The organism is Microbulbifer maximicatervae (SeqCode) (assembly GCF_052467065.1).
Map to the genome: position 1 here is coordinate 3,260,852 of NZ_CP174299.1, position 25,161 is coordinate 3,286,012.

At 49.7% G+C, this 25,161-nt stretch carries 20 protein-coding genes; 15 read left to right on the forward strand and 5 right to left on the reverse strand.

Annotated elements, in window-relative coordinates; all coding sequences use genetic code 11:
* Positions 1-99 precede the first annotated feature (99 nt).
* Positions 100-939, reverse strand: a complete 840-nt coding sequence (locus ACJJI1_RS14390) for a LytR/AlgR family response regulator transcription factor (protein ID WP_413664877.1) — start codon at positions 937-939, stop codon at positions 100-102.
* Positions 936-2,108: a sensor histidine kinase gene (locus tag ACJJI1_RS14395; protein WP_444957091.1), complete on the reverse strand. Its 1,173-nt coding sequence runs from the start codon at positions 2,106-2,108 to the stop codon at positions 936-938. The genes ACJJI1_RS14390 and ACJJI1_RS14395 overlap by 4 nt, the downstream gene beginning before the upstream one ends.
* Before the next feature lie 524 nt (positions 2,109-2,632).
* On the opposite strand from ACJJI1_RS14395, the gene ACJJI1_RS14400 reads away from it, so the two are divergent.
* The 15 genes from ACJJI1_RS14400 to rpoS all read left to right on the forward strand — a co-directional run bounded on the left by ACJJI1_RS14400 (position 2,633) and on the right by rpoS (position 20,878).
* A complete protein-coding gene (locus ACJJI1_RS14400) occupies positions 2,633-3,964 on the forward strand; it encodes a sugar MFS transporter (RefSeq protein ID WP_413664879.1) in 1,332 nt (443 codons plus the stop codon).
* A 385-nt stretch (positions 3,965-4,349) separates the two neighbouring features.
* Positions 4,350-6,941, forward strand: coding sequence for a glycoside hydrolase family 3 protein (locus tag ACJJI1_RS14405; protein WP_444957092.1), 2,592 nt, complete (start codon positions 4,350-4,352; stop codon positions 6,939-6,941).
* 662 nt (positions 6,942-7,603) lie between these two features.
* Complete coding sequence (locus ACJJI1_RS14410; RefSeq protein ID WP_444957093.1) at positions 7,604-8,371, forward strand: alpha/beta fold hydrolase; 768 nt, start codon at positions 7,604-7,606, stop codon at positions 8,369-8,371.
* Between the two features lie 679 nt (positions 8,372-9,050).
* On the forward strand, positions 9,051-10,361 hold the full coding sequence (gene tilS / locus ACJJI1_RS14415; RefSeq protein ID WP_444957094.1) for a tRNA lysidine(34) synthetase TilS: 1,311 nt from the start codon (positions 9,051-9,053) through the stop codon (positions 10,359-10,361).
* A 125-nt stretch (positions 10,362-10,486) separates the two neighbouring features.
* Complete coding sequence (gene pyrG, locus ACJJI1_RS14420; RefSeq protein ID WP_252085084.1) at positions 10,487-12,121, forward strand: CTP synthase; 1,635 nt, start codon at positions 10,487-10,489, stop codon at positions 12,119-12,121.
* A gap of 55 nt (positions 12,122-12,176) precedes the next feature.
* Positions 12,177-13,022, forward strand: a complete 846-nt coding sequence (gene kdsA / locus ACJJI1_RS14425; protein WP_413664888.1) for a 3-deoxy-8-phosphooctulonate synthase — start codon at positions 12,177-12,179, stop codon at positions 13,020-13,022.
* Positions 13,023-13,165: 143 nt separating this feature from the next.
* On the forward strand, positions 13,166-14,452 hold the full coding sequence (gene eno / locus ACJJI1_RS14430; RefSeq protein ID WP_444898143.1) for a phosphopyruvate hydratase: 1,287 nt from the start codon (positions 13,166-13,168) through the stop codon (positions 14,450-14,452).
* A gap of 95 nt (positions 14,453-14,547) precedes the next feature.
* Complete coding sequence (locus ACJJI1_RS14435) at positions 14,548-14,835, forward strand: septum formation initiator family protein (protein WP_282931806.1); 288 nt, start codon at positions 14,548-14,550, stop codon at positions 14,833-14,835.
* Entirely contained in the window at positions 14,832-15,551 is a 720-nt protein-coding gene (ispD, locus tag ACJJI1_RS14440) for a 2-C-methyl-D-erythritol 4-phosphate cytidylyltransferase (protein ID WP_444957095.1), read from the forward strand. The genes ACJJI1_RS14435 and ispD overlap by 4 nt, the downstream gene beginning before the upstream one ends.
* On the forward strand, positions 15,551-16,036 hold the full coding sequence (ispF, locus tag ACJJI1_RS14445; RefSeq protein ID WP_444957096.1) for a 2-C-methyl-D-erythritol 2,4-cyclodiphosphate synthase: 486 nt from the start codon (positions 15,551-15,553) through the stop codon (positions 16,034-16,036). The genes ispD and ispF overlap by 1 nt, the downstream gene beginning before the upstream one ends.
* On the forward strand, positions 16,029-16,991 hold the full coding sequence (gene truD, locus ACJJI1_RS14450) for a tRNA pseudouridine(13) synthase TruD (RefSeq protein ID WP_444957097.1): 963 nt from the start codon (positions 16,029-16,031) through the stop codon (positions 16,989-16,991). Before ispF ends, truD begins: the two co-directional genes overlap by 8 nt.
* A gap of 54 nt (positions 16,992-17,045) precedes the next feature.
* Positions 17,046-17,717, forward strand: coding sequence for a protein-L-isoaspartate(D-aspartate) O-methyltransferase (locus tag ACJJI1_RS14455; RefSeq protein WP_192879383.1), 672 nt, complete (start codon positions 17,046-17,048; stop codon positions 17,715-17,717).
* Complete coding sequence (locus ACJJI1_RS14460) at positions 17,714-18,676, forward strand: DUF368 domain-containing protein (protein ID WP_444957098.1); 963 nt, start codon at positions 17,714-17,716, stop codon at positions 18,674-18,676. The genes ACJJI1_RS14455 and ACJJI1_RS14460 overlap by 4 nt, the downstream gene beginning before the upstream one ends.
* 194 nt (positions 18,677-18,870) lie before the next feature.
* Positions 18,871-19,632 carry a peptidoglycan DD-metalloendopeptidase family protein gene (locus ACJJI1_RS14465; protein ID WP_444957099.1) on the forward strand — a complete coding sequence of 254 codons (762 nt, stop codon included), beginning with the start codon at positions 18,871-18,873 and terminating at the stop codon, positions 19,630-19,632.
* A gap of 199 nt (positions 19,633-19,831) precedes the next feature.
* A complete protein-coding gene (gene rpoS / locus ACJJI1_RS14470; protein WP_413664895.1) occupies positions 19,832-20,878 on the forward strand; it encodes an RNA polymerase sigma factor RpoS in 1,047 nt (348 codons plus the stop codon).
* A 93-nt stretch (positions 20,879-20,971) separates the two neighbouring features.
* On the opposite strand, the gene ACJJI1_RS14475 is transcribed toward rpoS, so the two are convergent.
* From ACJJI1_RS14475 to ACJJI1_RS14485, 3 genes are all read right to left on the reverse strand, one after another.
* On the reverse strand, positions 20,972-21,298 hold the full coding sequence (locus ACJJI1_RS14475) for a YdbL family probable chaperone protein (RefSeq protein WP_282931814.1): 327 nt from the start codon (positions 21,296-21,298) through the stop codon (positions 20,972-20,974).
* 10 nt (positions 21,299-21,308) lie between these two features.
* The gene (locus tag ACJJI1_RS14480) at positions 21,309-21,503 is read right to left on the reverse strand and encodes a YnbE family lipoprotein (protein WP_282931815.1); all 195 of its coding nucleotides are present in this window, start codon (positions 21,501-21,503) and stop codon (positions 21,309-21,311) included.
* A gap of 181 nt (positions 21,504-21,684) precedes the next feature.
* Positions 21,685-24,675, reverse strand: a complete 2,991-nt coding sequence (locus ACJJI1_RS14485; protein ID WP_444957100.1) for an intermembrane phospholipid transport protein YdbH family protein — start codon at positions 24,673-24,675, stop codon at positions 21,685-21,687.
* Between the last annotated feature and the right edge of the window lie 486 nt (positions 24,676-25,161).

A 25,161-nucleotide genomic window follows, 5' to 3' on the forward strand; every position in this document is an offset into this window, starting at 1 on the left:
GGCTTTTTTGTGTCCGGAATAAATGGCCAATTTGAAATGTATTTGATTGTGGGGGGAGGGGGTACCGGCGATCCCTGCCAGTTTTAGAGAGGTTGGGGGTTAGGAAGCTTGGGGGGCAGTTAGATCAGACTGTTTGTTGGAGTCGAGAAACTCTTTGATCGGTAAGCGATAGTTGCGACTTACTTTCAGTTTTGCACCGCTGCTCAGGGTGAGAAAGTACTCGCCTTTGGTTAAAACCTTGATATGCACAATAAAGTTCAGGTTAACCAGTGTGGACCTGTGAATGCGTTTAAAAGTGTCTGGGCAGAGTTGTTTTTGCAGGTCTTTAATAGTGCTGCGCATTACATGGGTTTCCCCTTTGGCATGCACACACATATAGTCACCCGCCGCATCGATCCACTCGATATCCGGTTGGCTAACCATGGTGATACTGCCCCGGTCTTTAATGGCGAGACGCTGGGTTGAAGTAGCGGCGTTCTCTCCGCTTGATGCTTTGCCGGCACTGCTTTCGAAAGATCGCATCAGGCGATTTTTCTCTTCCTGATGGCCATCCTCTCCTTTGGATATCATCTGTGCCTGGCGCTGGCGGGCTCGGTCGAGGGCGGTTTCCAGTCGGCGCGGGTCCAGTGGTTTGAGTACATAGTCAACTGCATGGACTTCAAAAGCCTTAAGGGCGTATTGGTCGTAGGCTGTGGCAAAGATTACCAGGGGCATGGTGTCAGCCTGCAAGTTGCGCACCACATCAAAACCGTTCATTCCCGGCATCTGCACATCGAGAATGAGTAGGTCCGGGTTGTGCTCTGAAACTGCTTGGACAGCTTCCCGGCCATTGCGACAACAGGCGAGAATATCCAGGTCCTTGCGTTCTTCGAGCATACTTTTCAGTAGTCGTAAAGCCAGGGGCTCGTCGTCCACCAGTACGACGCTGAGTTTGCTCATTGAACTTCTCCCTGTGTCAGGTGGGTTGATTGGTTGGAAATTTCCAGTGGAATATTGATGAGTACTTGCATACCGCCATCAGAGTTTTTGTTTTGTTCTATTTTGAAATCTTGCGGGTAGAGCGTCGATAGCCGCTCGCGTACGTTTTTGAGGCCCACTCCTGTTGAGGAGGATTCCGGGTCACATTCGCTGGCAAAGTGATCTGGGCAACCGGTGTCGTAGACTTCCAGCACCAGGCGATCATCGGTGTTGTGTGCGTGGATACCGATAGTGCCCCCCATTTCGTTGGGGGCTATGGCATATTTTACCGAGTTTTCCACCAGTGGTTGCAGCAACATGCTGGGCACTTGTGCGCGGCGTACGGTTTCATCGATCGACAGGTCTACGGACAACCTGTCGGCAAAGCGGGTTTTTTCAATCTCCAAGTAGAGCAATACCGCCTCGATCTCTCGTTCAAGCTCAACTTTCTGCATCGGGTCTTCTTTTAGGGAGAGCCTTAAAAAATCACTGAGACGCACAACCATTTCCCGCGCTTCATCAGCTTGCTGGAATCGAATTAGGGCGTTAATGGAGTTGAGCGTATTGAAGAGAAAGTGGGGGTTGAGCTGGTAGCGCAACATTTTTAGTTGCGCTTCATTGGCAATGGCCTCTGCTTGAAGTCTGCGGAGCTGCTCCCGTTCATGTACTGCTGCAACCTCCAGCATTTTCTTGTGCTCTTCATTGAGTAGGAAGTGATATTTTACCCCGCAGTACAGGGCGCTCCAGAATAAAAATACAAATAAAGAAGCGTAATACCAGCCGCCGAACTCAGACCAGATCGAGTGTTCACCACTGAGGCGTATATAGGCCTCCATTCGAACCAGAGTCCATATTCCCGAAATAACAGCGACAGCCAGAAGGTAGATCACGGTGCGGAAAGCGAGCTCTGACTCCCAGGCGACATCAAAAATCGGTTTTAGAAACAGGGATAATAAAAATGCAATAGCACACTGGAATACTGTATTGACCGGCTCGAAGTGTGGCCACTCTGTAGGGGAGTGCCACAGGGTCAGTGAAAGAAAAGTGACCAGCAGTATGCCAACCCAGCTGACCAGCTGCAGTTTCCAAAACCAGCGGGTCGACTGAATTTCAGTGTTCGGTCTCGTTTCCAGACGGGTCGAGTACTGCATGATTTCCCGCATATTTAGTATTGTGAAAAGGACGGGATAGACGCTCATCGTCGCGTTCATTATTATCCGCAGAATATTACCTTGCAGAAACGTGACCCGCCAGAGGGGATAGCGCCACGCTTCCGGCTTATCCCCGAGAAAGTCCTTTTTATCTGATTTCGGGGTGAATAGTCGAGTAATTTTCGGCAATCTCGATTCAGAAGACAACTCCTCTCTATTTTTAAATACGAGTTAATCAGCCCGGACTTCTTTGAGGCTAAAGTTCAGTGGTACTTCTGTTTATCCAGCTCGACACTTTTAGATTGTCTATCTGGTCAAAAACAGTAATTTGAAATTTGGTTGAGTAGATAGGTAGTTGCCAATAATTGTGGTAAAAATGTGCAGGGCCTTTAACGGCTTGAATGAATCCACAGTCGCAAAGGTGATACTAACTTTTGCGCAAAATCATGTGGTGGCGGAAAAAATTCCGGGTGAATGGACCAACCGCTAGAAAGAAATAGTTTAGATTTGGGGATCGGTTTCCGATGAGCCAGATGTTGCCCGAATCGGGGTTCTCCTCGAGCGAGATGGCTAAATATGACACTGATGCCCGTGCCGGAGTAGCGGCCGGCGTTGCCCCGCGTTATATCAATTTAATTGCACTTACGTCCCTATTTCTGATTTGGGGATTTATTACCGGCCTGAACGATGTGCTGGTGCCGCACTTAAAAAATGTTTTTGAGTTGAGTTACACCAAAGCTGTCTTGGTGCAGTTTTACTTTTTTGCTGCCTATTTCCTGGTATCCGTGCCGGCAGGCATGTTGTTGAGGCGGGTTGGTTATCAGCTTGGGCTGGTGCTCGGGCTTTTGGTGGCTTGTGCGGGCTGCCTGGTCTTTATTCCCGCTGCCCGCTTACAAATCTACGAAGTGTTTTTGCTGGGGCTGTTTGTTCTGGCCTCCGGGATTACCCTGCTGCAGGTTTCCGCAAACCCCTATGTTATCGCGCTGGGCAGTGCTCGCACGGCGCCCAGTCGACTGAATCTTACCCAGGCTTTTAACTCCCTGGGAACTACCTTGGCACCGGTGATTGGCGGCGCAGTTTTCTTTGCGGGACTTACTATTACCGCTGACCCGGATACAGCGGCGAGTATTATTGAGTTCAGGGCCCGCGAAGCGGCTTTGGTGGAGACCCCTTATTTCTGGTTGGCAGTGCTTCTACTGGTGATGGTCGCTTTCTTTTCCTGGATCAGGTTGCCGGCTATTCCCGAGCACCAACAGGGTGGAGGAGCGGATGGTCACGATGTGTTTTCTCTGTGGCGTTTCCCCCGCTTGACCCTGGGGGCTGTAGGTATTTTTGCCTATGTGGGTGCGGAGGTGGCTATTGGCAGCTTTCTGGTGAGTTTCTTTGGTGAACCATCAGTGGCAAAGATGGCTCCTTTTGAAGCGTCAAAGTATGTCTCTTATTACTGGGGCGGAGCGATGATTGGGCGCTTTGCCGGGGCCTTTTTGCTGCGCTTTGTCTCTGCTGGAAAAACCCTGGCGGTTTGTGGCCTGGGTTCGGTGGTACTTATAGCAATCGCGATGATGACGTCTGGCCCGATCGCGGTCTGGTCCATAGTTGCGGTGGGTCTGTGTAACTCGATTATGTTCCCGACTATATTCAGCCTGGCCTTGCGCGGGCTGGGTAAACATACCAGCCAGGGTAGCGGTATCTTATGCATGGCAATTGTAGGTGGTGCAATTATTCCTCTTTTCCAGGGGATGTTGGCTGATAGCGCCGGTATTCAGTATTCATTTTTGGTGCCGCTGGTGTGTTACTGCTACATCGTTTATTACGGCGCTTTTTCACGAACCCTGCGCGGTAGCGCAGTGGAGTAGAACCTTCATTTATCCTTTCCGCCTTGTCTGCAATTTGGACCAGCCCATCGGATTTCTATTGGCCTGTAGAGACAAGTACTGCAATTTGTTGTCATTGCGAACTGTGCCCACTGGGTAGCCATGACTCAGTTTTATGGCCGATCGGTGAATACGGCATTAGCAGAACTTGATTCCGACGAGAGCTGGATCTGGAGTTATCTCTAATATTTCAGCTCGGTGGAGGCAGACCGTGCACAACTGCCGGGGCAGGTGATGTGCGGCATAATAAATATGGCGATAGTAGGTCGCGCTGGGTGTAGGGCTTTGGAGATATTTCCTCTGAAGTTTGTCTGAGCGCAACTCGTAGAGCCAGTTAACAAGCGTGGAATAATTTTGGGAGTTATTCGTGAATTTTAGTAAGCGATTTTCGCTGGGCTTTGTGCTCTGTGCTTCTGTGCTCGCCGGGTGTCATTCCGAGAGCCAACAAACTGAGCCAAAAGCCGATAAAGCGCAGGCCGATACTGGCACCAGTGCCGCCGAGGGCATCGACAACTGGCCTGAACTCAAGCCAGCCTTACCGCGCGATGAAAAGCTGGAAGCCCAAATCACTGAAATCATGTCCCGCATGTCTCTGGAAGAGAAAGTGGGTCAGATGATCCAGGCGGAAATCCGCAGCGTTACTCCTGAAGATGTGAAGACCTATCACCTGGGTTCCGTATTAAATGGTGGTGGCGCCTTCCCGAACAACGATAAGTTTGCCTCGCCGCAAGACTGGTTGGCCCTTTCTGACGCCTTCTTTAAGGCTTCTATGGACACTTCCGATGGCGGTGTTGCGATTCCCCTGATCTGGGGTTCCGATGCGGTTCACGGCCACAACAATGTGATCGGTGCGACCCTGTTCCCGCATAATATTGGTCTGGGAGCCGCCCAGGACCCGGAGCTGATTGAGCGTATTGGCAGCGCCACCGCCCGCGAAGTGGCAGTGACCGGTATCGATTGGACTTTCGCTCCTACCGTCGCGGTAGTCCGCGATGACCGCTGGGGCAGAACTTACGAGAGCTATTCCGAAGATCCCAAGATTGTTGCGGATTATGCCGAGGCAATGGTGAAGGGGCTCCAGGGCGAAAAATCCAGCGCTGAATTCCTGCGCGGCGAAAACCTGGTTGCCACTGCCAAGCACTTTGTCGGTGACGGTGGTACGAATCGAGGAATTGACCGAGGTGATAACGCGGTTCCGGAAAAAGAACTGGCAGAGGTCCATGCGGCGGGTTACCTGACGTCTCTGCCGGCTGGCGTACAGACCGTGATGGCTTCATTCAATAGCTGGAACGGTGAAAAACTCCACGGCCACAAATACCTTCTGACCACCGTTCTGAAAGAGCGCCTCGGTTTTGATGGCTTTGTTGTGGGCGACTGGAATGGCCACGGTTTCGTGCCCGGTTGCACTGTAGAGAGCTGTGCAGCGGCGATTAATGCCGGCCTCGATATGTTTATGGTACCGGCGGACTGGAAAGCCCTGTACAACAACACCCTGGCCCAGGCCAAGGGCGGTGAAATCGGTGCAGAGCGCATCGATGATGCTGTTCGCCGTATCCTGCGAGTGAAGATCCGCGCAGGCCTGTTTGACCGCAATATGCCGCTGGCAGGCAAAGACGGCATCCTGGGCAACTCGGAGCACCGCGCAATCGCTCGTGAAGCGGTACGCAAATCCCTGGTATTGCTGAAAAACAACGACAAGCTGCTGCCATTGGCTGCGGACCAGAATATTCTGGTTGCCGGCGATGGTGCGGATAACCTGTCCAAACAGAGTGGTGGTTGGACGATTTCCTGGCAGGGTACCGGCAATACGCGCGCAGACTTCCCTGGTGCGACTTCAATCTTTGAAGGTATTTCATCGGCGGTTAAAGCCGCTGGCGGTGAAGCGGTATTGAGTGCGGATGGCAGCTTCTCAGATGCTACTTTTGCCAATGGTAAGGCACCCAAGGTTGCTGTTGTTGTATTTGGCGAAGAGCCCTATGCAGAGTGGCACGGCGATATTACCAACTTGGAGTATCAACGCGGTAATAAGAAGGACTTGGCACTGCTGAAAAAACTGCGTGAGCAGGGTGTTCAGGTAGTCAGTGTGTTCCTGTCCGGTCGTCCGCTTTGGATTAACAGTGAATTGAATGCATCCGATGCCTTTGTTGCCGCCTGGCTGCCTGGCTCTGAAGGTGCTGGTGTTGCGGATGTCCTGATTAAAGGTGCCGATGGGGAAGCCCGTTACGACTTTACTGGCAAGCTGCCATTTAGCTGGCCAATGCACAGCTATCAGAATGTCCTGAATCCATACCACGACAATTACGAACCACTGTTTGAGTTGGGCTATGGCCTGGCTGCAGAGCAGGAATCCATGGTGAGTAACGAGTTGCCGGAAACCAGTGAATCCGTTGCCGGTGGCGGTTTGGAAGAAGCCTGGCTGTTGGTGTCCCGCCCGCAGGCTCCCTGGGTGTTGAATATTGCTGAAGCTGGGGCAGAGGTTGTACCTGTACACGGTAACTTCGCGGTTAGCGGAGACGATAAAAACATCACTGTCAGCTCCATCGATATGTCTTCCCAGGAAGATGCTCGACTGATTACCTGGAAAGGCCTGCGTCCTGGCGCGGTTCAGTTGTCTGCTGAATATATGCAGGACCTGAATGTCTACCTGGAAGAGAAATCTGCGCTGACACTGAATATCCGTGTCGATCAGCCAATTGAGAAGCCGGTGGTGGCTACCATGAACTGTGGTGATGGCTGTTCTGCGAAGGTACCGCTGGAGTCTGCGCTGAAATCCATGGAACAGAAAAGCTGGACTCGGGTTTCTGTAGATCTGCAGTGCTTTGTAAAAGCCGGTGCGGACTTCGGCAAGGTGTTTAGTGCCTTTGGTTTGGAGAGTGAAGCTCCGATGGCTATTGCGGTTGCCAACGTTAAGTTGACCCCGGAAGCTGGAGTATCTGCTGATATTCGTTGTGACGGTTAAGTTACAACACACTTAAAGGGCTAATTACCCTCAGTTCTAACCGGAGCCTGTTTTTTGGTTCCGGTTAGCGGCTGAAACAATTTGTTCTCACAGGAACGGTGCCAGTGTGATGTTCTATCCTCTTGGCACTTTTTTACCCGCCAATCTCTTCTTTCCAGATATTACTATTTCTTTCATCTCATAGATTTTCAATGGGCGGCGTTATCCCACAATAAATCTGCCTCTTTTGATTTTTGTTATTTCACGCCTTCATAGTATTACTTGTCACAAAATTATTGCCGCTATTGGTGCTGTGTTGAGTTGTCAAGCACTGCAAGCGTGCAGGCAAATAGATAATTCAATAAATTTTATTTTCTAATCTTATTTAAATTTCAGGGTGAACTAGGTTTTGCGCAGGTTCCATTTTCTCAGGAACAGAAAGGTAATTAATTTGAAATGAAGCTGCCATTCCTCACTGGTTAGTATGGCTTCGCACGCAAAATTAGGGCTGGTGGATAGTTGGCATTCTTATTGCTGGTTATTTTTCGAGTGTTTATTTTTCAGGCCTGGCCTTCCATTGAATTATGGCGGTTATGGTGGGTTGGTTCCCTATTTGATTTTTGTGCATTTTGAGGTCCTCGGTCATGGTGGTGCCGGGGGTGGTGCGGATAAATTAACTTGAAATGGAATTGGAGGAACTAATGGCACCTTGTCATATCGTTTTTTTACCAGGACTTTTCGCGCGTGGATGGATCTGGAACCAAGTTGCAGACGCTTGCCGGCAGCAGGGGCATAAAATAACTGTTATCGAGCCATCTATCCCCGAGATTTTTATGGGTAAGTTGGATTCGGCCCACGAAATGATTCGAGAGTGTCTCCAGTTAAATGGAGATATGGATAATAATATTCTGGTCGGTAACTCGATGAGTGGGCTTATTACGTTGGATTTTGCCGCAAAGCATCCTGAGCTGGTAGCTGGGTTGGTAATCAGTGGAGCCCCGGGGCTTGAAGAATTGGAGGCAGGAGTTTCCCTTTCTGATTTACGCGGATCGGTACCTGGAGCAGCAAATATACTTTGTGAGCGGGTCTTCCGAGATATTAACCGCCTGCCGAAACCGGATTACGAAAAGGGCGTGGCCGATATCGATACCATATTCTCCACTAATGAGACCTTTAAATCTGTGATCAAATGGCTGAATATCAGCAGGAAATATGATGTTCATGAAAGCCTGGAAAAAGTGAGATGCTCGATCAAGTTAATATGGGGAGACTTCGATCAAATAACACCGGCTGAATCCTGGCGGTCGCTTGCCTCGGAGAAGGATAATTTGGATTATTGTGAGGTGTATGATTGCGGACACAGCCCTATGCTGGAAAAGCCCGAGGCATTTTATCAGCTTCTCTCTGGATACATCTCAAGTCTAACAAATCCTCTAGCTAAAACTGCTTGACTGTGTTTTTTGCATAGCTATAGCGGTAAAAGTATCTGCTATAGCTATGTGGCTGTAGCGTTTTATTGGGTGTTTGGTTGTCGATTGCTGAATTTCTTATGTTGGACTTTAAGTTAGTAGCCGAATGAAAAATTTAATTCATATGCCCGCATATTTATTTTTGTTAAAGGCGAACGCGGAAGAGTGATGATATTCATTGGTTGCTCGGAAGTTAGGGTGAATGGTTAAATTTTATGGGCTTAAATGTTAGTGGGGTGGGGTCGTGAGTGTTAGCTTTAAGTCGACTGGTAAAAAATAACCTTCTCCTTTTGTCACAGTTTTTAGACATGTTTTATGGGGATTGGCATTGGCGGTAGTTCGGTTAGTATCACTTTTATTGCAAGGGTATAATTTACGGTTAGTGCCCCAAATCCTGAAGTGAACTACTCCAAGATTAATTTCATCTAATTTTCGAGGTTTATATATGCGACTAGCTAATCGTCTTAGCAGGGACAATTGAGGAGTTAGATAATTTGCTCCTAAAGTGTAAGGTAAAGCCTTTGTGTGAAATTTAACCTTTAGTGACCCTCTATTTAATATTGCGGTCTTGGCGTGTCTGAAGTTGTGGGGGCTTTCTTCTATCTGCATTCTGGTCTATTGGCGGTATACTGATTGGAGCTTAGACTTTGTTTAACTCCCCGTGAAAAATGTAAATCCCAGCGAAAAACTCCCATCTCTGATAAAGAATATACTGCAGTCCCACCCTGCCAGCGGCCAGTTGTGGGTGGGGTTTTCTGGTGGTCTGGATTCCACTGTTCTCCTGCACCTTCTGGTAACTTGCCAGATTCCCGTGCGTGCGCTTCATATTCACCATGGCCTAAATACAAATGCGGACATTTGGCTGGCTCACTGTAAAGAGTTTGCTGAAAATCTGGCGGTACCCTTTACAGCCATCCAGGTTACTGTTGATTACAAAGATGGCGGATTGGAGCAGGGGGCTCGCCGGGCGAGATATGCGGCCTTCAATCAGGTGATGTCCGAAGGTGATCAAATTCTGCTCGGTCACCACGCGGATGACCAAGCTGAGACTTTCCTGCTGCGCTTAATGCGGGGCGCGGGCGTGTTGGGATTGGCCAGCATGTCCGAGAGTCGAACGATCGGGGATAATAAGTACTTACTGCGCCCTCTACTCGGAGCGGGGCGAAAAGAGCTAGAGCAGTGGGCTGAGGCTCATGGATTGAGCTGGATTGAAGATGACAGCAATGCGGATGAGGCCCTAGAGCGGAATTTTTTGCGGCATCGAGTTGTGCCACTGCTCAACCAGCGTTGGGGAGTGAGTCGCCAGATCGCTCGGGCAGCGGAGAACCTGAGGGAGTCTGCGGACTTGCTGTCTGAGTTGGCACTTGCTGACCTGGAGGGGGTTGATTTAAAGGTGGAGCGATTTGGCGAAAGCCTGGCCCTGCCTCGCTTCTTCAGCCTTAGCGAGGGGCGCCGTAAAAACCTTATGCGGCATTGGGTGTTGCGCCAAGGGGGGCAGCCGCCAGAGTCAGCCCTATTAAATCAGGCGCTTTTCCAGGTGACTCATGCGGCAGAGGACGCACAGCTTGAAGTTAATATGGGCGGTTGTGTGGTGCGACGTTTTCGGAATCGCCTTTACCTGACCCCTGAGCTGGCGCCAATTGCCAATAACTCCGATAAAAGTTGGCACTGGGATGGCCGCTCTAATCTGACTCTGCCAGCGGGTGGCATTCTTCGGCCCTTGTCGGATTGGCCAGAGGACGATTATCGAGTGTGTTATCGCAGAGGAGGGGAGCGTGCGCACCCGGTAAATCGCTCCAGGTCACAAACGCTTAAGAAGCTCTTGCAGGAGTGGGCTCTAGAGCCCTGGCTCAGGGATCGTGTCCCATTGGTATTTTTGGGGGATGATCTGGTGGCTGTCGCGGGGCTCTTTTCATGCAAAGCAGGCTGCGCCATCCCGGATGAACCACCCGGCTGGCGGTTTTTCGATTGAGTGTTAAGGGGGTTTCTGCTACCCTGGCGCCCCGTCTAAAAGGCACCGGGAGAAGCTGGATTATCCGCCCGGGCCAGCCCTGTAAGCTCGACATTCATCGAGCGCTCAACTGACCAAGGTTTTGCATGACGCGCTATATTTTTGTAACTGGTGGCGTGGTTTCCTCGTTGGGGAAAGGTATCGCCTCCGCCTCTTTGGCCGCCATTCTCGAGGCCCGCGGCCTCAAGGTTACCATCCTCAAACTGGACCCCTACATCAACGTAGACCCGGGTACCATGAGTCCCTTCCAGCACGGCGAGGTGTATGTCACCGAGGATGGTGCCGAGACTGACCTGGACCTGGGTCACTACGAACGCTTTATCCGTACCCGGATGTCCAAGCGTAACAACTTCACTACCGGCCGCGTGTATGAGACCGTACTGCGCAAAGAGCGCCGTGGTGACTACTTGGGTGGCACCGTACAGGTGATCCCCCATATTACCGACGAGATCAAGCGCCGCGTTGTAGAAGGTGGCCGCGATGTCGATGTCGCTATTGTTGAAATCGGTGGCACCGTAGGTGATATCGAATCCCAACCGTTCCTGGAATCTGTGCGTCAGCTGCGTGTGGAAATGGGCACCAATCGCGCCCTGTTGATCCACCTGAGCTATGTGCCTTTCCTTGCCACTGCTGGTGAAACCAAGACCAAGCCGACTCAGCACTCTGTTAAAGAGTTGCGCTCTATCGGCTTGCAGCCGGATATTCTGCTGTGCCGTTCCGAGCGCGAGATCGATGAGGACTCCCGCCGCAAGATCGCACTGTTCACCAATGTTGAAGAGCGCGCTGTTGTACCTCTGCCCGATGCCAAGACCATCTACGGCGTACCGCGTCTTCTGCACAGTTACGGCCTCGACGATATCGTTGTGGAAAAACTGCAGCTGGAATGCCAGGCACCAGACCTTTCCGAGTGGGACGAAGTGGTCGATGGCAAGCTGAACCCGCAGCACGAAGTGAAAATTGCCATGGTTGGCAAATACATGGAGTTGCTGGATGCCTATAAGTCCCTGATCGAGTCCCTGACCCACGCGGGTATCAAGCATCGCTGCAAAGTGGATATCGACTTTATCAACGCTGAAGACGTTGAGGGTGAGAACGGCATTGACCTGATCAAGGATGCCGATGCAATCCTGGTTCCCGGTGGATTTGGTGAGCGCGGTTTAGAGGGCAAGCTTGAATCTGTTCGCTACGCTCGTGAAAACAATATTCCTTACCTGGGCATCTGCCTCGGTTTACAGTCTGTGGTTATCGAGTTCGCGCGCAATGTGCTCGGCCTCGAGGGTGCCAACAGTACTGAATTCAATACTAAAACCCCGCACCCGGTTATCGGCCTGATCACAGAGTGGATCGATAGCGAAGGCAATATCGAGAAGCGCGACGAGCAGTCCGACCTGGGTGGCACCATGCGCTTGGGCGGTCAGGAGTGTCGCTTGGCTAAAGACACCAAGGCTCGCGATATCTACGGCGCTGACGTTATTGTAGAGCGCCACCGCCACCGCTACGAAGTGAATAACAACTACGTTGATCGCCTGCAGCAAGCCGGTTTGAAAATTGGCGGCTGGTCTGCAGACGATACCCTGGTAGAAATGGTTGAATTGCCAAACCATCCCTGGTTCGTTGCTTGCCAGTTCCACCCGGAATTTACTTCAACCCCGCGCGACGGCCATCCGCTGTTCGAAAGCTTTGTTGCCGCCGCAATGAAGCAGCGTGAAAACCAGGGTTAATCAGTAATCCGCCCCCGGTCTCTGTGACTGGGGGTGAGATGACAGGGAGCTGACAGTGAAAACAATTGAAGTCGGAAATATTCAGGTCGCCAACGATAAGCCCTTTGCGCTGTTTGGCGGTATGAATGTACTGGAATCCCGCGACCTGGCGATGCAGGTGGCTGAGCACTATGTAAAAGTCACTGAAAAACTGGGTATTCCCTATGTTTTTAAAGCGTCTTTTGACAAGGCCAATCGCTCTTCCATCAATTCCTATCGCGGACCGGGAATGGAAGAAGGCCTGAAGATTTTTCAGGAAATCAAAGACACCTTTAAGGTTCCCTTGATTACCGATGTCCACGAAGTACACCAGGCTGCTCCGGTTGCCGAAGTCGTGGATATTATCCAGCTGCCGGCCTTCCTGGCTCGCCAGACTGATCTGGTCGCCGCTATGGCAGCGACTGGTGCAGTGATCAACGTCAAAAAGCCCCAGTTTATGAGCCCGCCGCAAGTTAAAAATGTGGTGGAGAAATTTGCTGAGTGCGGCAACGAAAATATTCTTTTGTGTGAGCGCGGTGCCTGCTTTGGCTACGACAACCTGGTTGTCGATATGCTCGGCTTCAGCACCATGATCAATGCCTCCGGCGGTGCGCCGCTGATTTTTGACGTCACCCACTCACTGCAAATGCGCGATCCTTCCGGTGCTGCCTCTGGTGGTCGCCGTGCGCAGGTGACTGAGCTGGGCCGCGCAGGTTTGGCTATCGGTATTGCAGGCCTGTTCCTGGAAGCACACCCGAATCCAGACAAAGCATTGTGTGATGGCCCCAGTGCATTGCCACTGGAAAAGCTGGAGCCATTCCTGGCGCAGATGAAAGCGGTAGATGACCTGATCAAGGGTTTCGAGCCGCTGGATACGAAATAAAAAAGAAATATTTTTGCGCGCCCTGATTGGGCGCGCGGCACTTTCCTCTCTGCTATTTGGCCTGAGCGCTGTAGCAAAAAGTGCGTAAAGTCTGATTTACGAAAACCTATTTTCAGTAAGTACCAATACGGAGCCCATTGTAAATGAGCAAGATTGTCGCTGTTAAAGCCTTTGAAGTAATGGATTCTCGCGGTAACCCTACCGTAGAAGCCGATGTAATTCTTGAGGATGGTTCTATTGGCTCCGCCTGCGCCCCCTCCGGTGCCTCCACTGGCTCCCGTGAAGCGCTGGAACTTCGCGATGGCGATAAAAGCCGTTACTTGGGTAAGGGTGTCCTGAAAGCGGTTGAAAATATCAACACTACTATCGCCGACCTGCTCAAGGGTATGGATGCTACAGATCAGCGCGCCCTGGACAAGGCGATGATCGATGCCGACGGCACTGAAAATAAGGCGAACTTCGGCGCCAACGCTATTTTGGCGGTTTCCCTGGCTGCCGCTAAAGCAGCTGCCGCTTCCAAAAAAATCCCCTTGTACCAGCACATTGCTGAGGTAAACGGCACCCCGGGCGAGTACTCCATGCCGGTACCGATGATGAATATCCTCAATGGCGGCGAACACGCTGACAACAATGTGGATATCCAGGAATTTATGGTTCAGCCCGTTAAGGCTGAATCTTTTGCCGAAGCTCTGCGCCAAGGTGCTGAGATCTTCCACTCCCTGAAGAAAGTACTGTCCAGCAACAGCCTGAACACTGCAGTTGGCGATGAAGGAGGCTTTGCTCCGAACCTGCCTTCCAACGAAGCGGCCCTGAAAGTGATTGCTGAAGCGGTAGAAAAGGCCGGTTACACCCTGGGCGATGATATTACCCTGGCTCTGGACTGCGCTTCTTCCGAGTTCTACAAAGATGGCAAGTACGATCTGGCTGGTGAAGGCAAGCAGTTCGATAGCGAAGGTTTTGCCAGCTACCTGGCCGATCTGTCCGCCAACTATCCGATCCTGTCTATCGAAGACGGTATGGACGAGAGTGATTGGGACGGTTGGAAAGTACTTACCGATAAAATTGGTGAAAAAGTACAGCTGGTAGGCGACGACCTGTTCGTAACCAACACCAAGATCCTGAAGGAAGGTATCGAGAAAGGTGTCGGTAACTCTATCTTGATCAAGTTCAATCAGATCGGCTCCCTGTCCGAGACTCTGGATGCGATCAAAATGGCTAAAGATGCGGGCTACACCGCTGTGATCTCCCACCGCTCCGGTGAGACCGAAGATACTACTATTGCGGATCTGGCGGTTGCGACTGCTGCTGGTCAAATCAAGACCGGTTCCCTTTGCCGCTCAGACCGCGTAGCCAAGTACAACCGTCTGCTGCGCATCGAAGCTGAGCTGAATGGCTCCGCTCCTTATCGCGGCCGCGCTGAATTCAAGTAATCCATTATTTGAATTAGCGTGCAAGTACTACAAAGAGGGGCCAGCCCCTCTTTGTAGTACTATAAATACGAACAAGCGAAATATCGTAATCTCGTATGAAATGGCTGCTGGCAATACTCACCATTATGCTCCTCGCCACCCAGTACCGACTTTGGGTTGGTGAAGGTAGTCTCGCCGAAGTTACCCGTCTCAAGCGTCAATTAGCCCAACAGCAAGAAAAAAATATCGCGCTGGTGCGGGAAAACCGTCAACTGTTCAGGGAAGTCCGCAGTTTGAAAGTTGGCACTGATGGTGTGGAAGCGAAAGCCCGTTATGACCTGGGACTGATCAAGGAAGGGGAAACACTGTTTATCTTCCTCGATAAGGAAGAGGCTGAAAATTGATTAAGGATTATTGGGTCATTGTACCCGCTGCCGGCGTTGGCAAACGTATGGGGGCTGATCGCCCGAAACAGTACCTGCCATTGCTCGGGCGACCACTGCTATCCCTGACTTTAAAAAATATTCTTGGGTGGCCAGGTTTGGCTGGCGTTGTAGTATCGCTGTCGGAACAGGATACCTACTTCCCTCACCTGAAAGAAGCAAACCATCCCTTGGTACACACCGTCATTGGTGGAGCTGAGAGAGCAGACTCTGTTCAGTCCGCCCTGGATTTCCTAGCGGTGCGAGAAAGCGGTGATACTCCGGTTTTAGTCCACGATGCTGCACGACCCTGTGTGTCTGAGCGCGATATTTGCGCTTTACTCAGTGACGAAGTCTCGCCGATGGCACTTTTGGCGCGCCCCGCGAGCGACACATTAAAGCGCAGTCATGTGACTGGCGGTGTAGCCTGTGTAAAAGAAACGGTTGACCGCGAAAGTATTTGGCTGGCGCAAACCCCGCAACGGGCCCCTCTCAGTACTCTGCACTCATGCCTTGGTAAAGCCCTGGAGCAAGGGGTTGCTGTAACCGATGAAGCCAGTGCATTGGAGTTTTTTGGCCATTCACCGCAATTGGTTACGGGTGATAGTGACAATATTAAAGTGACGCACCCCGCCGATATCATAATTGCAGAAACTATTTTACGTCTGCGCTACTCCCCGACTGAGGATAAGCGATAGTGAGTTTTCGAATAGGCCAGGGCTTTGATGTGCACGCATTTGGCCCCGGTGATCATGTAGTGCTTGGAGGAGTACAAATCCCCTATGGGTATGGTTTGGTAGCTCATTCTGATGGGGATGTTTTACTGCACGCCCTATCGGATGCCTTACTGGGTGCTCTGGCCCTGGGAGATATCGGTAAACACTTTCCCGATAACGATGAACAATTTGCCGGAGCGGATAGCAGAAACCTGCTTCGACATGTTGTTGGATTAATCGATAGTAAAGGGTATCGCCTGGTTAATGCGGATATGACGTTGATTGCCCAGGCCCCCAAAATGGCTCCGCATATCGATGGAATGCGAGTCAATATTGCCGCTGACTGTAGTGTTGATTGCGATGCGATCAGTGTCAAAGCAACCACTACAGAAAAGCTTGGATTTACTGGTCGCGGTGAGGGTATCGCCGCGCAAGCTACTGTTTTATTAGAGCGCAAAGATGTCTGAAGTTTGGAATCTGGATTGGCCCCGAGCGCTTGGGGGTGCGGTAATTTCTGGTGATTTTCGTACAGAACCAGAAGATTTTATTGTCGATGAACTGGCTATGCCGCCGGCTGATAAAGATGGCGAGCATGTTTACTTGCAGGTTAAAAAGCGCGGGGCAAATACCGCCTGGGTTGCCAAGGAATTGGCGAAGTTAGCCGGGGTGCAAAGCCGGGATGTCAGCTTTTATGGCTTGAAAGACCGACATGCTGTTTCCACTCAATGGTTCAGTGTATGGCTCGGACAAAAGCCAGAAGCAGACTGGTCGCAAATTAACAGCGATGAGATTTCATTGCTCCAGGCCTTCCGGGGGCCACGCAAGTTGCGTCGCGGCGAGCATATGGGGAATCGCTTCAAGATTCGGCTGCGCAATGTAGAAGGTGATCGGGACAAAGCAGAAGAAGTACTTCAGCTGATTCCCAAAGGGGTGCCCAATTACTTCGGTGAACAGCGCTTTGGGATTGATGGCAATAACCTTAGCTTGGCAAAAAACTTAGCTGAAGAGGACGGTCGCTGCCGCAAAAGCGAAAAGGCCTTCGCCATGTCTGCTGCCCGTAGCTGGCTGTTCAATCAGGTTTTGGCTGAACGAGTCAACACCGGAACCTGGCAGAGCCCTCTCGTTGGAGAGCCTGAAGATTACCCAACCGGGCCTCTTTGGGGGCGTGGCAGAAACCTGTCAACGGATGCCCTGGGGCAGTTGGAAGAGCAAGTGTTGTCTCCGTGGCAGCCTTGGTGCAACTGGCTGGAGCACTGCGGTCTTAGCCAGGAACGCCGGGCCATGATTTTATCCCCGGAGGCGTTTCGCTATGAGTGGGAAGGTGATCATTTAATCGTCGAATTTGCCTTGCCACCGGGTACTTTTGCTACGGCTTTGCTACGGGAGATAGCTCAGCTGGTCAATGTTAAACAGTGCACATAAAATTTGTATTTAGGTGACTGGCGCTGTTGCACAAATCATGGACAAGAAAAGAATATGGATCGCTTGAGACAAGAAGGTCTGGGGATGACTTCCCAGCGAACCCGTAATCGCTTGATCCAGCGATTGCGGGAAGAGGGGATATCCAACGAGGAGGTACTGGATGTAATGGCATCTACACCTCGACATCTCTTTTTGGATGAGGCCCTGGCTATTCGGGCTTATGAAGATACTGCTTTGCCCATAGGGTATGGCCAAACCATTTCCCAGCCATACATTGTCGCCCGTATGACTGAACTCCTGCTGAGTCGAGCAAAGTCTCTACACCGGGTGCTGGAAGTGGGCACTGGCTCTGGCTACCAAACGGCCATTCTTGCCCGTTTGGTGGAACAACTTTATTCCGTTGAGCGTGTCGAACCTCTATTGGAAACTGCTCGCCATAGGTTGGGAGAGCTGGGTTACAACAATGTAGAGTACAAGCTCAGTAGTGGGGGCTTCGGTTGGAAGGAAGAGGGGCCCTATGATGCAATCCTGGCCGCAGCGGCACCTGCAATAATTCCCGATGAGCTGCGAGAGCAGTTGGCGCCCAACGGGGTCTTGGTAATTCCGGTGGGTGCTGAACAGCAATACCTGACGATGGTGACTCGTCGTGAGGATAGTAATAAGTTTGATGTGGAAAAGTTGGAAGCGGTACGTTTCGTGCCTTTACTCGGTGGCGTGGTTCGATGAGATTTACTGAGGTTCTAAAAAGTCGCTACCCCGGAGTGCTTTTGCGGGGAATGGCAATGGGGGCTGCCGATGTGGTGCCCGGTGTTTCCGGGGGAACTATTGCCTTTATTACCGGCATCTACCAGGAGCTTTTGGACTCCCTCAGTCGAATAGGCCCGCATTGTATTACAGTGTGGCGGAAGGAGGGGGTTCTATCTACTTGGCGCTATATTAATGGGAGCTTTCTGCTCTCTCTTTTCCTTGGGGTATTGTTGAGCGTTTTTAGCTTGGCCCATCTGATTAGTGGCTTACTGCAAAATTATCCAATTGTTGTGTGGTCATTCTTTTTCGGTTTGGTTCTCGCCTCAATTGTTCCCATTGTGAGAAATATCCCCCGGTGGTCGCCATCTGTTTTGGTTTTTCTTGCACTGGGTATTGCGCTTGCAGTAACAGTGAGCGAGATGCGGCCTTCGGAGATACCGGCAACTCCACTTACGCTGTTTTTATCAGGTGCTTTGGCAATATGTGCGATGGCACTGCCGGGAATTTCCGGCGCTTTCCTGCTGTTATTAATCGGGATATACCCCAAGGTTTTAGCTGCAGTTCATGAACTCCAAATTTCAAACCTATTGTGCTTTGCGGCAGGGGCGGCAATAGGGCTGATGCTCTTCAGTCGCTTGTTGTCTTGGCTGATGCACAAATATGTAGCCAGGACACTGGCATTTCTTGCCGGGGTTTTGTTGGGTAGTTTGAAGATTATTTGGCCCTGGAAACTGCCAATGTCTGGGGAAATCGAAGCATCAAGCAAATTGGCCCCTTTGCTATCCAACACTTCTCCGCTAACTTATGTCGAGCAAACCGGCGACAGTGCTCATTTGGGGGGCGCAATTGTTGCGGCTCTAGTGGCAGCGCTCTTAGTTCTCGCTGTAGACTTCTTTGGCAAGGTGCACAGAGAGAAGTCTTGCGCCACTCCGCAATAAGATCTGGAAAATCTCGGTATGGCAGCGTTTTATCAAACTTTTCCAGAGATTTTTGGAGCTTTTCTTTAGACACTTTTTCCATAAATGCCGTGGTCTGATGTAAAAAGAGAATAATGGAATGTCATCTTTTGCAACCTCTTGAGCGCCGATGTTGGCGGAACAAACTCCCTAAAATCGGTCATTGTTTGTGGGGGGTGTTTAAAATATTAGGCTTGCTGGTTCTGCTGCAGGCCGTTTCCTCCTGTTCCAGCCATAAGGCTCCCTCAAGCTCCCTACGCCAGCCTCCGAGTATCAAAATTACCCACCACACGGTTGGTAAAGGGGATACCCTTTATTCGATAGCCTGGCGTTACGGCAAGGATTTTCGCCAATTGGCGGCGATAAATGGTATCCGCTCCCCTTATCAAATATATCCTGGGCAGAGAATCAGGCTGACGGGTTCAGTGCCAACCAAGAGCTCTGCCAGCACGCAAAAGAAGCAAAAAGTGCCAGTCGCAAAAGCTAAACCGAAAACAACTCAAACGACCACTGCTAAAAAATCTTTAACACCAAGCCCAAAGCGCCAATCAACAGCATCTCGCCGGAGCGGATCGGTCAACTGGCGCTGGCCCGCCAAGGGGAAAGTGATTAGTCACTTCCGCTCTGGGGACCCATTGCGTAAGGGAGTTGATATCGCGGGTGAAAAGGGTGAGTCTGTACTGGCAGCGGCTGATGGCACCGTGATCTACGCAGGAAGCGCCTTGAGAGGTTATGGAAAGCTGCTGATCGTCAAGCACAACGAGGTTTACCTCAGTGCCTATGCACACAATCACCGGTTGCTCGTAAAGGAGGGCAGCAGGGTAAAGGCGGGGCAAAGGATAGCGGAACTGGGTTCGAGTGGTACCGACCGCAACAAGCTCCACTTTGAGATTCGCAAAAACGGTCAGCCAGTAGACCCTCTTGCCTACTTACCGTAAGTTCACGGCCGCAGTAAAGCTCTGCAAATAAAAATGGACTTTTAACTAGTACCACTTGAGGTAGTCACTGTAATCGTGGCCATCCCAGGGTCAGCCGATTCAGTGGCTGTCGCCACATACCTGCGGCATTGATAGTTGTGTTATCAATGTCCGAGTGTGTTGTGCGGCTGAAATTGGCAAAGTACAAGGAGCAGGGGAAATGGAAGCACAACGGCAAGACCAGTCTATGGCTGGCCAGGCAGAAGACTTTCCTCCTGAGTTAGACGTTGAAAATGATGAGCAGAAATTAGGTTCAACTGAAGCAGGTGTTAGTCGCACGCGGAAATCTGCGGCTAAAAAGAGTTCCGCACCCTCCCAGGCAGAGAAAAGTAGAGTTTGTAGATTGGATGGCGATGGCCATTTGCAGAAAAATCTCGACGCTACTCAACTCTATCTCAATGAAATTGGATTCTCCCCCCTATTGACCGCAGAAGAAGAGGTGTATTACGCGCGCAAGGCTTTGCGTGGAGATGCTGCGGCAAGAAAACGAATGATCGAGAGCAATCTTCGCCTTGTTGTAAAGATTGCTCGCCGCTACGTTAGCCGAGGTTTGGCACTGCTGGACCTTATTGAGGAAGGTAATCTGGGCCTGATTCGAGCAGTTGAGAAGTTTGATCCAGAGAGAGGCTTTCGCTTTTCCACTTACGCCACCTGGTGGATACGTCAGACGATAGAACGGGCCATAATGAATCAGACCCGGACCATACGCCTGCCCATCCATGTCGTGAAAGAGTTAAACGTGTACTTGCGCGCATCTCGAGAGTTGGCGCAAAAGCTGGATCACGAGCCATCTGCAGAAGAAATTGCCACCCTCCTTGAGAAGCCAGTCGAAGATGTCGAGCGTATGCTGGGGCTCAATGAGCGGGTTACTTCTGTAGATACTCCCATTGGGCCCTCTTCTGAGAAGACCTTGGTAGATACCATCCCCGATCAGCAGGAATCTGACCCAGCAGAGCTTTTACAGGACAGGGACCTTTTTGACAGCATCAACCGCTGGTTGGGAGAGTTACCTGACAAACAGTGTGAAGTGGTCTCTAGGCGGTTTGGTTTGCGCGGTTTTGAAGCGAGCACCCTGGAAGAAGTAGGGCGTGAAATTGGTCTCACCAGGGAGCGGGTCAGGCAGATACAGGTGGATGCACTGAAACGTTTAAGAGAGGTTATGGAGAAGCAGGGGCTCGACGGGCATTCACTATTTGGCAATTTGTAGCCTCTACTCCTTGATAATACCCCACTGCCAGTTTCTGGCTGTGGGGTTTTTTTATCACTCAGCCTTGCTGAGCGGAGGTCTTCGGGCTACGAATTACTTCCTTACCCAGCGTCCCAGATTGTCCTGGTAGTATTCTCCGGGTGATAAGCGGGCTTCCAACTTTTCAGCGGCGCGTGTTGCCACTTGGGCTATATCGATTTTATTGCGTTCAGCGATTCGAGCGTAAGCAGCTTTTCGCTTGGCATTCACTTCTTTGACCAGTTTTTCCAATTCTGGTGAGCTGGCATCTACGATAGCGATGTATCCGCTATTGGCTTCACCAACCAGGCCCTTACTTTTGGCTTCATTTAGGGAAATTGCCATTGCAGGCAGGGCGATTAATAAGCTCAGTGCCAAAAAGGCTTTCATTAATGTCTTCATATTTGCCTCTTTAGAAAATCCCTTCCTTGTCTTCAAACAGGTTGTCCAGGTCCTTGTCGACCTTGACCCGAATTTCATGCTCAATTTTCACATTCAGGTTTACTGTAATTGGCTCACTGGGAGCCTTTACCGCTACAGTGGGTGTACACCCTGTAGCAACCATAGCGTATAGCAGCCCCATAGGAATCAGTCGGCTGGCTTTCATCTGACACTCCTCACAGTACCTCTTTGGTACCCTTTTACTTTTTGTACCTAGCCCGTGTTACCTGCCTGGTTCAGCAGGTGAGTTGGATGCCGGCAGACCCAAGTATTTTATTGAGTCAACCTTAACCGGTAATGAACCAAGCAGGCTTGTACATACCAATAAAGGCTACTTCACTCCTGACCTATTGGTCCAGCTGCTTTTCCAGGGTTTCAGTCAAATCACGACTGGCTTGCAATGAGCGCAACATGTCTGGGATATTGTTTTCAAGGTTCAGGTTGATCACCAGGTCTCGATCAGAATCGATAGCCTCACTTCGACCAACCAGCTTTAGCTGTAGTTGGAGATCTCCGCTGGCTGGATAGTCTATGCTGCCTTCCAGTGTTTGAAACTCATAATCTTCCAGTGCATTGGCTATCAACTTAAGTTGTGGGTTGCTTGCCAGCATCTGCGGAGAAAAGGCTCCGTAGTAGCGCAAGCGTCCGCCTGGAGCTTCACCCTGAAGGTGACCGGCTTCCACAGTGATACCCTCAGGCCCCGTTACAATGGGGATTTCCAAGTTAATTAGCCCGCTGGCCTCAAAGTTCTCTGAGTCCGTCTCCTCTGCTAAAGCCTCTAGAGAAATACATTGTGCATGTACAATGCTTTTTCGAGTCTCTTCAGCGAGATTCCAAATAAGGGCTGATGAAGTAACCCTGCCTTGCAAAAAGTCAGCAGAAAAATTATGCAATGTAATATCTTTCTGTTTATCCAGTTGCAGTGATAACTGGACATTTTTCACTGGTAAGCCCGCGTTAATAGATTCTATCGATAGTGGGTATGGTGTAGGTGTGATCCAGTGCCCATCTTCGTTTTCTACTTTTAGATCTCCACTGATTCCGGTGGCAAAACTATCTTTATAGGTTGCTGCAATATCGTCCAATGAAACATGGATACTGTCTTTGGACTGGGAGGGCAAAGACACAGAACCACCGGCAGAAAGTCTGCCCGAGACGATATTGAGGGGAAGCCCCTGGATCGTATCGTTTAGAGAGCGATCCGTACTAAAGGTAACTTCAGGAACGGAAAATTCAACTCCACCTGAGGATTTTGATAAGTCGTAAGAGCCGCTTAAATCAATTTTAATTGCACCTGCTTTAATTTGACTATGACTTGTTAGCTTATTGTGTTGCAGGGATAGCTTGCCTTTGGCTGAAGAGTTAACCTTGTACTTTTCCGATGTCTCAATCTCTAAATTGTTACTATTAAATTCACTGTCCAGCGCTGCAGCACCATTTTTGATGGTAACAATACTATCAAGAAAATTGAGGTCTCCAGAAAGGGAAAATTGCTCGGTGTTGATAATTCCAAACTGACTGCTTATTTCTGGGAGAGTACAGATTGTAGGTTCTGTTACTTCGCAGTGTACTGTTGGTATATCTAAGTTTACTCTGTCAACCGCCAATGTTTTGGTTGCTATTTTTTCTCCAGATACTTTAATGCTCTCTAGCGTGAATTTTTGACCTTTAAGATTGCTTTCAATCTTTGCCTTGGCAGTTGAACTCAAATTAGTAACTGCTAATTCTCTGGCCCGCTCATGAAGTTGGGGTACTTTTGTCTTTAGGTCAAAGTTACAGGCACTGATGTCAGAGAAGTGACATTGTATGTCGCTAGCGGTTAACTGTACTGTCGAGTCCCCATTGGAGCCTTGGATTGTTGCAGTTAGAGATCCTTGTTCGACTTTAATATCTCTTTGGTTGGGATTGGTCAGGTCACCTGTAATGGAGATAAGATCTTTAATGCTTGCCTGAATCTTGCTCTGATGTAATCCGGTAGTAATTAAAGGCGAGTTTTTTCCTGATGTGGGAGCTGAAATATCCAATTGAATAGTTTGGTTTGGTATCAATTCTAATTGAAAGCTATTTACTTCTGGAGAGTTAATATTGTTAAGCGAACTTAGTTGAAATTTACCCTTAAATACCACATCTCCATTAACACTATCTATAGGTAGTGCTGGCAAGTGTCTGAGATATAGGGGGGAATTAACTATAGTATTTGCACTTGTTAGATGAAAAGTACCTTCGATATCTAATTCGGGAGATGTCGCCGATGTGCTCGAGCTAAAGTCCGCACTTAATAGCGGGGTATTGGTGTTTTTATCAGTACCTAAAGCTATATCAAGCTCGCCACTCCCCTTGATATGTCGAGGTTTAAATGGAAATAGTGATTCAAGTGTTATTTTTATTGGATTGCTTATAGATAATTGGGCTTCTATATTGGAGTTTAGTTGAGCGTATGGGATTGTGGCCTTTAGATCATTGCCATTAAGTTGAATGTCAATTTCTCGGTAGCTTGAAATGGATAGCAGATTGTCTGGCAAGCTAATTGCGGTGGTAGCTATAATTTTGCCTGATACTGTCGGCTTAGTTGTGGAGCTAGCTTTAGGTTCAAATATCTCTATCAGTGGGGCTATAGATTCCAGCTCTGATACAAGTTCACTGTTTAAAATCCATGTGTCAGTTTCTAGTTTAGCAATAGTTATATCAGCTTCAGACAGAATCTTTGAGTTGTTAGTTAGTATTCTGGGTTTTAGTTTGATTTCTGACAAACCTAAAAAAGCCTCAAAATATAAATTAAGCTCGCCAAGCTGGGGGTGTTTAAGGGGAGTTTCGGCATGAATTTTTGTGCTGTCGCGAGCTATATTTAGTGGGCCGCCAATCAATTGGCCATCGAGTACTATTTGTTTAACGGATATCTTGCCTGGCAAAAAGCGGGTTAGACTTTGGCTTAGGGCACTTAACGATAATGTATTACTTGTCTTGACATTATTTTCCGGGAGCTGCTCGTTGATATGGGCTTTGGTAACGATATCTTCAGCTTCCATGCTCCTGGTTAGCTTTTCTATTGATAGTTCAATTTTTTGGGTGTTATCTCGGTCATAAATAATATGGAAAGGATAGACAATTTTTACTCCCTCGAGGAGGATAATACTATTTACGCTGGACTTTAGGCGAACTTCCTGGATGGAAACTTCTTTAAAACCCAGTCGTAGTCCTGTCAGCTCCTGAATAACTACCTCTCCTGAGAAAATATTGATTAGCTGAGAGGCAACGATATCCTTTTTCCACCAGCTAGCTGCTATGAGGGCAGCTAAAAAACAAGATAGAGTTATGATGGAGATACGGAGTTTACGCACACTGAACCTCGGAATTCCCGCAAGAGATTAGCTCAAACTTAAATCTATTATTCGTTACGAAAGGGCGAAGTAGGAATACTTTAATCCCTTACTGCTACCTTATGACGAGTTTACCAGATTGGATAATTATACTGGCTGCAATTTCTCACCATGTTGGTCAGTATCTACTGTGCTGTGGGGTAGGGCAGACAGTAAGTGCTCTATATGGGTATATAATCGACCACTATTATATAGTTTTCACCTATTTAATGTCGCGCACTGATAGTTTTTACCTTCTCCGTCGCTGTTACCTCTGTGCTTGTGGAGGCAGATGTGCCAAGAGTGGCTGTGGGCAAGGCTGCAAGGGCAAGTATTAATCAAACTTATCTATGCGTGGCACCAATCGCGCTGGGAAGCTATAGTCCGGTTTTTAACTTGGCTGATAAATAGTATTGGCCCGGGTAACGATATTGTTGGTCCAATTAATCGAATTCATACTGCCCCGGA

What these genes read in the sequence shown, in the direction of transcription:
- ACJJI1_RS14390 (WP_413664877.1), bottom strand. Translation starts at nt 939, where the DNA reads ATGAGCAAACTCAGCGTCGTACTGGTGGACGACGAGCCCCTGGCTTTA.
- ACJJI1_RS14395 (WP_444957091.1), bottom strand. Translation starts at nt 2,108, where the DNA reads ATGCAGTACTCGACCCGTCTGGAAACGAGACCGAACACTGAAATTCAG.
- ACJJI1_RS14400 (WP_413664879.1), top strand. Translation starts at nt 2,633, where the DNA reads ATGAGCCAGATGTTGCCCGAATCGGGGTTCTCCTCGAGCGAGATGGCT.
- ACJJI1_RS14410 (WP_444957093.1), top strand. Translation starts at nt 7,604, where the DNA reads ATGGAATTGGAGGAACTAATGGCACCTTGTCATATCGTTTTTTTACCA.
- pyrG (WP_252085084.1), top strand. Translation starts at nt 10,487, where the DNA reads ATGACGCGCTATATTTTTGTAACTGGTGGCGTGGTTTCCTCGTTGGGG.
- eno (WP_444898143.1), top strand. Translation starts at nt 13,166, where the DNA reads ATGAGCAAGATTGTCGCTGTTAAAGCCTTTGAAGTAATGGATTCTCGC.
- ACJJI1_RS14435 (WP_282931806.1), top strand. Translation starts at nt 14,548, where the DNA reads ATGAAATGGCTGCTGGCAATACTCACCATTATGCTCCTCGCCACCCAG.
- truD (WP_444957097.1), top strand. Translation starts at nt 16,029, where the DNA reads ATGTCTGAAGTTTGGAATCTGGATTGGCCCCGAGCGCTTGGGGGTGCG.
- ACJJI1_RS14455 (WP_192879383.1), top strand. Translation starts at nt 17,046, where the DNA reads ATGGATCGCTTGAGACAAGAAGGTCTGGGGATGACTTCCCAGCGAACC.
- ACJJI1_RS14460 (WP_444957098.1), top strand. Translation starts at nt 17,714, where the DNA reads ATGAGATTTACTGAGGTTCTAAAAAGTCGCTACCCCGGAGTGCTTTTG.
- rpoS (WP_413664895.1), top strand. Translation starts at nt 19,832, where the DNA reads ATGGAAGCACAACGGCAAGACCAGTCTATGGCTGGCCAGGCAGAAGAC.
- ACJJI1_RS14475 (WP_282931814.1), bottom strand. Translation starts at nt 21,298, where the DNA reads ATGAAGACATTAATGAAAGCCTTTTTGGCACTGAGCTTATTAATCGCC.
- ACJJI1_RS14480 (WP_282931815.1), bottom strand. Translation starts at nt 21,503, where the DNA reads ATGAAAGCCAGCCGACTGATTCCTATGGGGCTGCTATACGCTATGGTT.